Source organism: Vibrio sp. 1562 (assembly GCF_033340155.1).
GTDB lineage: Bacteria > Pseudomonadota > Gammaproteobacteria > Enterobacterales > Vibrionaceae > Vibrio > Vibrio alginolyticus.
Genome location: NZ_JAWOVY010000028.1, coordinates 1 through 10,866, shown reverse-complemented (window position 1 = coordinate 10,866; position 10,866 = coordinate 1). Strand labels below are relative to the sequence as shown.

Annotated in this window: 4 protein-coding genes; 2 read left to right on the top strand and 2 right to left on the bottom strand. The window is 43.5% G+C overall.

The genetic code is table 11. The annotated features are described in order from the left end of the window. The coding region (locus R7Z49_RS20645; RefSeq protein ID WP_318111973.1) for a Calx-beta domain-containing protein at positions 1-1,148 on the bottom strand (1,148 nt) is incomplete at its 3' end. A gap of 389 nt (positions 1,149-1,537) precedes the next feature. On the opposite strand from R7Z49_RS20645, the gene R7Z49_RS20640 reads away from it, so the two are divergent. Continuing rightward, positions 1,538-2,851 (top strand): TolC family outer membrane protein, encoded by a 1,314-nt coding sequence (locus R7Z49_RS20640; protein WP_021707835.1) that lies wholly within the window; start codon positions 1,538-1,540, stop codon positions 2,849-2,851. A gap of 2 nt (positions 2,852-2,853) precedes the next feature. Beyond that, the gene (locus tag R7Z49_RS20635) at positions 2,854-3,468 is read left to right on the top strand and encodes an OmpA family protein (protein WP_005377363.1); all 615 of its coding nucleotides are present in this window, start codon (positions 2,854-2,856) and stop codon (positions 3,466-3,468) included. An 87-nt stretch (positions 3,469-3,555) separates the two neighbouring features. Here the strand turns inward: R7Z49_RS20635 and R7Z49_RS20630 are convergent, their stop codons facing one another. Beyond that, complete coding sequence (locus tag R7Z49_RS20630) at positions 3,556-10,851, bottom strand: tandem-95 repeat protein (protein WP_318111972.1); 7,296 nt, start codon at positions 10,849-10,851, stop codon at positions 3,556-3,558. Positions 10,852-10,866 lie beyond the last annotated feature (15 nt).

The following is a 10,866-nucleotide window of genomic DNA, read 5'->3' as shown; positions in this document are numbered from 1 at the left end:
TCTTCTGGGCCTTCATAAACGGCGTCATCAGTGGAAGCAATGCGCACATCAAACTCAGTTTGCCCCGCCGGCACCGTCACCACGCCATCGTTTGGCACTGCAACCCAACCACTTCCCGTGTTGTATTCTAAGGTGCCTAAGTCTCCAACTTCGGTATCACCTAAGTTCAGGCCTAGCTCGACTTGAACAGTGGACTCGGAGGCATTCGACAGCGTCACTTTGAAGTTCGCTGTCTCACCCTCATTAACCGTACCTGCATCACTCATCGTTACCGCTGGGCGATCATCATCAGGATTTGAGCCAGGTCCACTACCATCATCTAAAATAGTGGCAGTCCCAGTAACAGGTGTGCTTTGTTCTTCTGTCGTGCCAGAGAGCGTAAACGTTTCTGGGCCTTCAAATACAGAGTCGTCAATAGAGTCTATAGAGACCGTAAAGTCACTTTCACCCGGTGGGATCGAAATGGTAAAGGTTCCGCTTTCACCGACTGAAACTTCTTCTGTTGTACCATCAGAAAATGTTATGAGGACACGCTCATTGACGTAGTCACTCCCGTTCTCGTCAGCTGAGCCGCCTGTTGCGGTTCCATCAAGGAGAGAAAGAATGACATCAGTATTGTCTTCAGTTGTTTGACTTAGAGTAATATCGAATACAACTTGGTCACCTTCGTTGATAGTCGGACTAGATATTTCTTGAACTAAGATAGTCGGTGGTACAGGGCCATTAATTACTCTGAAAAGATCCAACAAAGATAGTGCTTGAGTTGTAGATAGTCCGATTCCATCAATACCGACGGTCTCAAAATTCGTACTAGCCAACAATTCAGCGCCAGTACGATCTATTGCACCAGTATTTTGGGGGCTAGAACCACTTTCCTCACCAGCAGCTGGCTCAAAATCCTCACCAAGAGCAGCCGGGTCTTCTCCACTAGCGATAGCCTCGATTAGCGCAGTGACATCATCAGTAACGTTAATTGAACTACCTTGCGGTGTTACCTGTTGTACAATTAATTCTGATGTATCAGAAACTTCCTCAATAATTAATTCACCAGGCTGAGGTAGCTGACCACTTTCAAGACTTCTCAGGTTCCCATCAAGCCCTATAACCACGACATTGCTCATCAATGAACTTAACGCTACTCGATCCATGCTCTTCATCCTTGTATTAGTTTAATTAAAGGCTTGTTACTGCACTAAACACGTCTATAGTTTAGACAAAATATGAATTTTTCGTTTTATTCCAAGAGGATTTAGTTTTTTGAGAGTAATAAGGAAAATAACCGAAGAATTTGCCTTCATTTAAACCAGTTTCCGCTATGCTCTTAAGATAAAAAGGTTTTCTACGAAAAAATCGACCACTTACCAAGCAAGCTTTGCCTCGTATGCTAGAGTTTAGAGAGTAAGATTGTTGTTTTTTATTGAATTAAACATTTAAACATCAACAAGTTGATAATACGCACTAAGAAAATTCATTGTTTGTAACTTCTCGTCTCAAATATGAAACAGAATAAGAGCGACATGATTTTAGGAGAACTAACGTGAGATGGAATCGAGTACATATAGCCTGCTGTTGCTTAATAGTGTCTTCACCAGTTTTCGGTCAAACTCTAGAGCAAGCGGTTGCACAGACGCTACAAAATAACCCCGATATTAAAAGTGCATTTAACGAGTTTATGAGCCAGAAGTACATAAATGAAGCTTCATCAGGTGCTTACCTCCCCTCTGTTGATCTAGATGCTGGAATTGGATATGAAGGATTAGACCCGTCAGATGAAGTTGGTCGAGGCGACACGGATTACACTCGAAAGGAAGCTTCAGTGACACTGACCCAACTAATATGGGATGGTAGCGCTACGTTAAATGATATTGATCGAACCGCAGCTGATGCTGAATCTGTTAGATTTCAACTCTTAGCAGATGCTTCAGATAAGGCACTTGAAGTGACTAAAGTGTACTTGGACGCTGTTAAAGCGTATGAAGTCCTAAAGCTTTCAGAAAACAACCTTGCTGTTCATAAAGATATTTACGATGATATTAAAAAACGAGTCAACTCGGGTATCGGCTCTACTGCTGACTTGACGCAGGTAGAAGCACGTTTGGCAAAAGCACACGGAAACTTAGCTGCTGCTCAAAATAACCTGTATGACTCTCACACGATGTTCACTCGTTTAGTCGGTCAAACACCACAAGGGTTAATCTTTCCGAGAGCGGACCAAAACTTTATCCCGTACACGGTTGATGAAGCGGTAGGCTTGGCATTTGAACTTCATCCCGTTATTCAAGTGGCGCTCGCAGACGTAGACTCGGCTAAGTTTCAATACAAACAGTCTAAAGGTGTTAATTACCCAACCATTTCCATTGAAGCTTCGCAAACATGGCGTGACGACGCTGATGGTTTAAAAGGTCGAAGTGATGAGACACTTGCCATGCTGCGTCTACGCTACAACCTATTCAATGGCGGCAGTGATGCAGCGAACTCAGAAAACTTCGCCTACCAGCTAAATAAAGCAAAAGACTTGCGTGAAGGTGCCTATCGCAATGTTGAAGAAGGGTTAAGGCTTTCTTGGAGTGCGCTTGATTTAACATTACAACAAAAAGAGTTTCTATCAGATCATGTAGACTCTGCGTCTGAGACCGTAATTGCTTACGAGAAGCAATATCGCATCGGTAAACGAACACTGCTTGATCTATTGAACACTGAAAACGAGCTCTTTGAGGCGCGTAAAGACTACTTAGATTCTAAATACGCAGAGCAGTACGCCAAATATCGAGTGATGAACGCAACTGGGCAACTGTTGAGTGCATTAAGGGTTGAAATGCCTAAAGAATGGCTAGAAGAAGTGGAGTATTAATTATGAAACACATAGCTTTTATTACACTCTCATTAATGCTCTCCGCATGCAGTTCATCAGATCGTGGTGATGAATATGATTACATAGATACCCCAATTGCCGATCAGTGGGCTGATCATATAGATGATGACTCTGACGGAGTCATTAACGAGCGAGATTTGTGCCCGGGTACACCTTTGGGTGCCGAAATAGACAACGACGGTTGTGGTTCGTACGTTGACTCCTCACAAGAAATGCAAATTCGAGTACTATTTGCGAACGATTCCGATGTGATCAACCCTATCTTTACGCAACAAATTCTTGAACTATCCGACTTTTTGAAAGAGTACCCGAACACGTCTATAGAGATTCAAGGTTATGCTAGTCGCACTGGTACTGCAGAACATAATCTTGACCTATCTAAGCGCCGCGCTGAAAACGTTAGAAAAGAGCTCATGAAGAATGGCATTAGTGGAGATAGAGTTACCATTGTCGGCTATGGAGACACAGTACTTGCGACACAAGGTACAGACCAAGTTAGTCACGCATTGAACCGTCGAGTAACCGCAACAGTGATTGGCCACAAGGGTGAAGTGAAGAAAGAATGGACCGTTTTCACAACACTTCCAAAAAGCTAGCACAACAATAAACAGACCGTAAAAATAAAAGGTCTAGCAAATTGCTAGACCTTTTTTGATTTTAAATTTGACTACAGTTTAGCGCTACTACATGTCTTTGTACTGAGCTTCTAAACTCGCAATTAAGCTTTGAGTCACATCATCAACACTTGCACCGTCAAAATGGATGTCCAATGTCGAGCTCCCTTTTGTAATACTCAGGTTTGCCTCAGATCCCCCGTCTGGTGCCACTTCTACATGATACTCTCCGACATCACCAGTATGATCACCTGATTGAAGATCATTAAGAAGCTCTCCAATTTCATCTTTAGATAAGTCGTCAAACAGATCTGAGAAGTCTAGAGCGTCTTCATTTTTATTGAAGTCAGTGACAGTATCAACATCGTTAGTGACTTCACTCCACTTAAAGATGTCGGCCCCTTCTGACCCTGTTAAAGTATCACTACCTAAACCACCAATCAGAATATCATCCCCTTCACCACCAACGAGTATGTCGTTGCCACCATGACCAAATAGTAAGTCATCACCAGCGCCGCCATATAAATTATCCGATTTATCTCCTTGGTGAGTTTGGTTGAATTCTTCCAAGTTATTTCTAACGTACTCATGTATATCTTCGCCGTCAACGGTAGACACATCCTGACCCGTTTGCTGCGCCACATGTGATTGAATCGCACTTAAGCCTTGTTCATTACCACCAAACTCAATTAAGTCACCTAACAAGATATCGTTACCTTCACCTCCTTGAATAGTGTCTGAACCTTGTTTGAGAGGTACATCTTGACCCAATATCGTTTCAGCAAGCTTAGTAACATCAATATCTGACTCTACCACACCATCAGTGTCATACTGCTTGAGTGTATGTTCATCAACGCCACTCCCAAGACCTATCGCTTCTATAGAGGACAATGCCGCTAGTACTTGATACATGTGTTGAGCTTGTGTCGAGCTATTCCCTTCATCGTAATAACGGATAGAGCCATAATATCTGTCGATATCGCCAAGGATTCTTCCTGTTAGCGGTGAATAAACCTTACCGTAACTATCTATAACGACATCACCTTTGTAGGTAACTGTTTGTCCGTATGAGTAATTGTTTTTACTCGCAATATCTTGCAGGGTAACAAGCTTGCCAGAATTATCGACGTCCAAAATCACTTTCGAGAATTCACTCGGTGCTACACCATAGAGGTATGTTGCTCTATTTGGTTGACCATCCGTAACAAAGTACGTGATATTTTGGCCATTAGGGTTAGGTTGACTGCTGAACCATTCAACGGCCGACTGTAAGCCCGCCTCATAGTTTGTGCCGCCAGAACCCTCATCATCAATTACACGATTCAACTCTTCTACAAACTCTTTTCTTGCTGTAAGAGAACTCAAGTCAACAGAAATCACCGCTGATGCACTTGAAGCAAATTCACTAAGGTGAATATTCACTGTCCCTGGCTTCTCTCCTTGATTTACCGCACTTAACAGCTCATCAAACACGTCTAGCACTTCTTGCTTCGCAGTTCCTACCCAGTTACCCATGCTCCCTGAAGTATCCAGAACAAATGCGATGTTGTAGTCCTGACCTGCAATGATCTCCAATCCTTGAACATCACCAACAATAATATCGTGATCGTCACTACCCGTTATCTGATCATTCCCATGTGATCCCGACTCCAACACATAGTCACGAGCTGTAAGCTCAACGGATTCAGTTGTTGAAGCTGCGTCATTATTTGATCCTTCAACAGACGTAGCAGTAACGCTTAGCGGGAACTCTAAGCTGCCTTCATAATCGAATGGCACTCTGATATCCAGGGAAAGCTTACCATCTGTACCAAGAGTGACAGGGTAATCTCCATTTGAATCTTGCTTAATTGCGAGCCCATCAACATACACGTCAACACCGTCTGGTAGATCTTGTACAAGAGCAGTCTGCGCTAAATCCTCACTTCCATCGACATCAACTAGATCAACATCCACATCGACCGAAATCCAGCGATCTTGAAGCACTTCATAAGTGCCATCAGGTTTCAAATCAACAATTTTGTCTGCAAAAACAACGCGTTCAATTTCATATAAATGATCACCTCGGTCATCACTACCTGTATGATCGTTTACCGAATCGATAGAACGACTATCTAATAAAATCCAATATGGAACTTTACCGCCATGATCGTCTTTGAAGGTCATTTTGTAGTCATCAAAGTTCCCTGTTAAGTAAACTGTATCTTTACCATCATGCAGAGTAAGACTGGTCGCGTCATCACCATAAAACGTATCATTGTTACCACCGCCAACAAATACGTCATCGCCACCGCCACCATAGAATACATCGTTGAAATCTGTCCCAACAAACAAGCTGTCGGTGTCACTTAAGTCAGTATTGACTCCCAACACAACACCAGCGTGTGTATTAATTTTAGGTACTGCATTATCCAACCCAAGGTTGGCTGCGACAGCCTCATTTTCGGTATTGGTATTATTTATTGCCGATGTAGCTAAGTGATGGTTTGGATCAATAGCATCTCGTTTAACTAAGTCGCCAACATTGATCGTGATCGTAGGTGCATCTGCGATAGCAACAACATTGATATCAAGTGTATTTGTTACGCCAGTATTTGTGGTATAGCTAATTAATGGAACGTCACCTGACCAATGCTCAGCAGGTTCAAATATGTAACTACCATCTCGGTTTACTAGTAACGTACCACTAGTCAAAGAAACACTTTCGCCTACCTCGTAATCAGCACCATCGATAGTAAGATGATCTACCATCAGAATATTGTCGCCGTCAGAGTCATTAAGCAATACATTCCCTTGTAGAGTATTGTCTTCTATGGTTTCGCCCAAATCACTTTCCGTTTCCGTCGGTAAGTTCTCATGTACTACAACATTGATCACCAAGTTAGATTCTGCTGAATCACCATTCGAGCTTTCTGTACTCGTTGCAGTCAAATTGATAGTGAAGTCATCATGGGAGCCCGCAGGTGGAGTCACAGTAAGTGCATCTAATGCCCAACTTGTCACGTCCAGTTCTTCATCAATAGTTGCGACAGTAATAGAACTATTTCCATCTGAAAGGATCGCACCTACAGGTAAGCCAGTTAGCGTGACTTTAAGTGATTCAGAGCCATCTGTATCATTTAAGCTTGCTTTAATTTCAGAGAGCGGTATCGCTGTATCTTGTAACCCTTCGTTCAGCTGGTATGTTTCGTAAAACGCAACACCATTAACTTCTTGTAGTTCAGACGTTCTGATATCAGTTGCTTCTAGTGCACTTTCATCACTAACTACGTAAAGACTACTATTGCTCAGGTTGACAGGCGCTTGTCCATTAATGGATACATCCACATTAAAGTTACCCGGACCACTTTGGTTATGGTGATAAATTTCAATTGGATAAAAGCCAGATACCGAAGGGGTAAAGCTAGCTCCCTTAATATCACCACTGTCGCTCCCCCAACGAGCTTGATCAAGTAACGTACCACCCAACTTGATTGCAAGGCTATCATCGGCTTGACCAACAAAGTCGTAACTCGAGCCAGCTTCGAGATAAACAAGAGATGTGACTAGAACGGCCTCATTTGCCAAGGTTGCATGAGTCCCTAAATCTTCCACATTTGCCCAACTCAATCGAGTACCATCGGCTTCATTAAGAGCGTTGATCGCTGAGATTAGAGTCTCTCCATTGACCCCCATACCATCACTAGAACCAACTTGAACATTACTCCATGTCGTAACGTTAAACTCTTGTTGAGGCAATGAGTTTAATGGCGTCACTGCGATTAAGTTCGGTTTATCAGCGATAGGGTTTACGTCTATTGTCAGTGTTGACTCTTGACCGGTACTCTGTCCATCTGTTGGTTTAAAGCCAATTTGAGCGTAACTAGACTCCTGGTCTCCGACTTGATTTCCGCCGAAGCTGTCACTGCCAGACTCATTTAATTCAGGTACAAAACGAACACTGTTTTCATCAAAGAGCGGCTTATCAAGCACTTGATCGATTTGGACAGACTGCCAATCGCCTTGCGAATCTCTGTACTCTAATGATCCATCGCCAGGAAGCGTTGTAATTTGGACGGAGAGATCTGATACATCAGAGTCCACATCGCTAATACCGAATGATGACCAATCAAGCATCACTTGAGAATCTTCATTCATCTCAACCACTGAAGGCGAAGATTCAGGAGCATCATTCACATTTACCAGAGATACATTTACCTCGGCAGTATCAATCCCGCCAGTTCCATCGATAACCTCAACCTGAAGCGTATAATCGCCCAAGTCAACATCATCGATTGTCTTGTTCAATGAAATCTCTCCGCTTGTCGGGTCGATATCAAAAATACCATTAGTGCTCGAGCCATCTGCAAAGCGGTATACAAGCACGTCATTATCGTGATCTTCAGCAACGACCGTGCCGATAACGGCCCCACTCACCGTGTTTTCGTTAACTGACCCGAAGTCGTAAACATCATCATTTGGTTTGTCACCAGCACTATCGCCGCCAGAAATAAACTCTGGAGCGTGCTGAGCATCTATAATAGAGACTGTTGCTTCATTCGAGTCACTTGCAAGCGTCGAATCTGCACCAACCGTATCAATTAGAGTCACGGTTAGGTTTTCAAGATCTTCGTAAATACCATCATCGAGAGTTTTTATATCAATCGGCGCCGACGTTTTACCCGCTGGAATCGTGACTGTGTACGTACTTGGAGCAATATAATCTTTGTCATCAACATTCCCTCCGATTGTGAATGTTACCAGTACATCTTCATCTGCTTTTTGGTCAATGTTGACGATAAATTTTGCATCACTACCTTCATCAACTGAGGATTGATCTGAGCTAATAGTCACTTTCGGTGCACTTTGGGCATCAACGATCACAACACTTGCGCTGTTATTTGAAGCAATGCTCGCATCAGCGCCATCAACCTCTTTAATGGTTACTGTGAAAGATTCTGCGCCCTCATAAATACCATCGGTGACCGTCAGTAAGTCAAGAGCAGCTGAAGATTGACCCGCAGGAACTTCAACACTCAGAACGCCAACAAAATCTTTTCCATCTTGGGCCACGCCGCTATATTCGAAATGAACCGTAACACTCTCATCTGCAACTTTATCAAGTGTCAGCGTAAAGCCTGCCGTTTCACCTTCATTTACGCTATTTTGATCGGCACTAATACTAACTAAAGGTGCAGGATCAGAATCCACAATATTTGCGTTACCAGTTGCAATACCATTACTGGTGACACTACCGATTTCCGTAACCGTAAGACCAAAGCTCTCATCACCTTCATGGACATTATCTAGTTTGGTCGGGACTGCGACTTTAAATTCAGCGACACCTGGAGGTATAGTAACGTCTCCATTAGGCGCTATATCTAATGTTTGAGTTTGACCATGAGTATCCACATAGGTCACTACCATAGTGCCTAGATCAACATCTTCCGCAGTATAGCTATCATTTGTTGTTGACTTCAGATTGACGACAACGGCCTCTTGAACAGGGTTAGAGAGTAAAACGGTAAATATTGCGTCAGTTCCTTCAATTACATCGCCCGCATCTATTACGCTAAGTTCTGTACTATCATTATCAAGAACTGTTGCCGTCCCCGTTTCACCTCCGAGCTCAAGAACGACCGTTTCGCTGCTTTCCACAACCAAGTCATCAATAGTCGGAATCGATATTTCGGAGCTACTTATACCTGCTGGAACAATCAAGTAACCACCTAAGAAAACAACACCATTTGTGTAGGTTGCATTCGATAGATTTATGTCATTCTTATCAACTGAAGAACCTTGAGCAAGCATATCAACTTGGTACTTAACAGCAGTGCTGGTGACTTCATCTAAAACAACCGAGAACGTGATATTGTCACCCTCGGTCACACTATCACCGACCACAGACAGACTTGGCCCGTTTTCCGCAACATTACCATCTAACATTTCGTTAATGATATTGACTGTAGATGGATCGCTAACGCCATTTTCAGAGTCGACTGCAACATATCCAAAGCTGTCTTCGGCAGGAACACCTTCTACATAACGTAACTCCCAGTTACCTTCATTTTTCGTAGAAAAATCTAACTGAGTAATGACCGAACCTTCAGGAAGAGCTAGATCTTTCCCATAACCAACGCTTGTTTCTTGGAATAGCATGAAGTTGCCTTCAGGCTTCAAAAACTCGAACGTTTGAGTCTGTTGGACATTATTTGAATCTAAGTATGTAACCGTAATAAGTGCTGCGTTGTCATCACCGTAATCAAACAATCCACCTAATCCATCTAAGCCAAGGTTTACGCTGCCCACAGGGTTATTAGACAAATCGATCGTAATCGTTTCACCTTTCTCAATACCCTGCCCATCATTGTCAGCGATACCATTGCCGATGTGTGACACCTGGCGGTTGTACTGCGCAAGCTCACCGCTATCAGAAGAAATGGTGATAGAAGCTCCATTGGCTAAATGCTCAGTACGGGAATGTGATGAACCACCATCCTCACTTAATCCCCAGTTATTGAAATCTGTTGTAGATTCCGAGCCATTAGGCGTATTTGGACGATCTTTGATACCTAATAAGAAGCCAACATTATCAGCTTCATAGTAAAGGCTGTCTTTGTCATAAAGCGTATCGCTTACTTCTTTAATTTCGTGCAACTCACCATCACTATCTTTAAAGAACAACGTACCTGAGGTTGGCAGTTCAGTAATTCGGACATGTAGATCGTTGCCTTTTAAGTCGTCTTCAACATCCGCGATATGATCTTGAGAGTCGCCATCACCTAAAGGTTTCGTATCAGTATCAAATACAACTTGCGTCACAGGCTTGTCAGTCACATGCGTAAAGTCCTCACTGTCAGGCTTGTCATTGACTGGCGTCACATCGACGTTCACCGTGGTGGACTCACTGACGCCACCGGACGTAACGATGTAGGTAAAGCTGTCTGTACCGTGGTAGTTGTCGTTTGGCGTGTAAGTGACGCTGCCATCCGGGTTGACCGAGACCGTGCCGTTCGCTGGACCGTGATTGCTATCGAGCGACACCACTTTGTCGTCGCCTTCGAACGTGTCGTTACCTAAAACCTTGATGATGGTTGGTGTGTCTTCCACAACCGTCGCGCGGTCAGATTCAATATCTGCCACAGGCGCCACTGTGAAGTTCACCGTTTGGCTAACGCTTTCACCGCTTGGATCGGTGGCGGTAAAGGTTAGGGTTTCTGAGCCATTCCAGTCTGCGGTTGGAGTGAACGTAGCAATGCCATTGACGATCGCCACTTGAATGTTGCTATTACCAGAAACGCTAAACGTTAACTCACCATCGGCGTTATCCACATCACTGAAGGCCGTATTCAGATCGATGCTGTATGGCGTAAAATCTTCCGCCAAGGTTTGGTCTGCAAT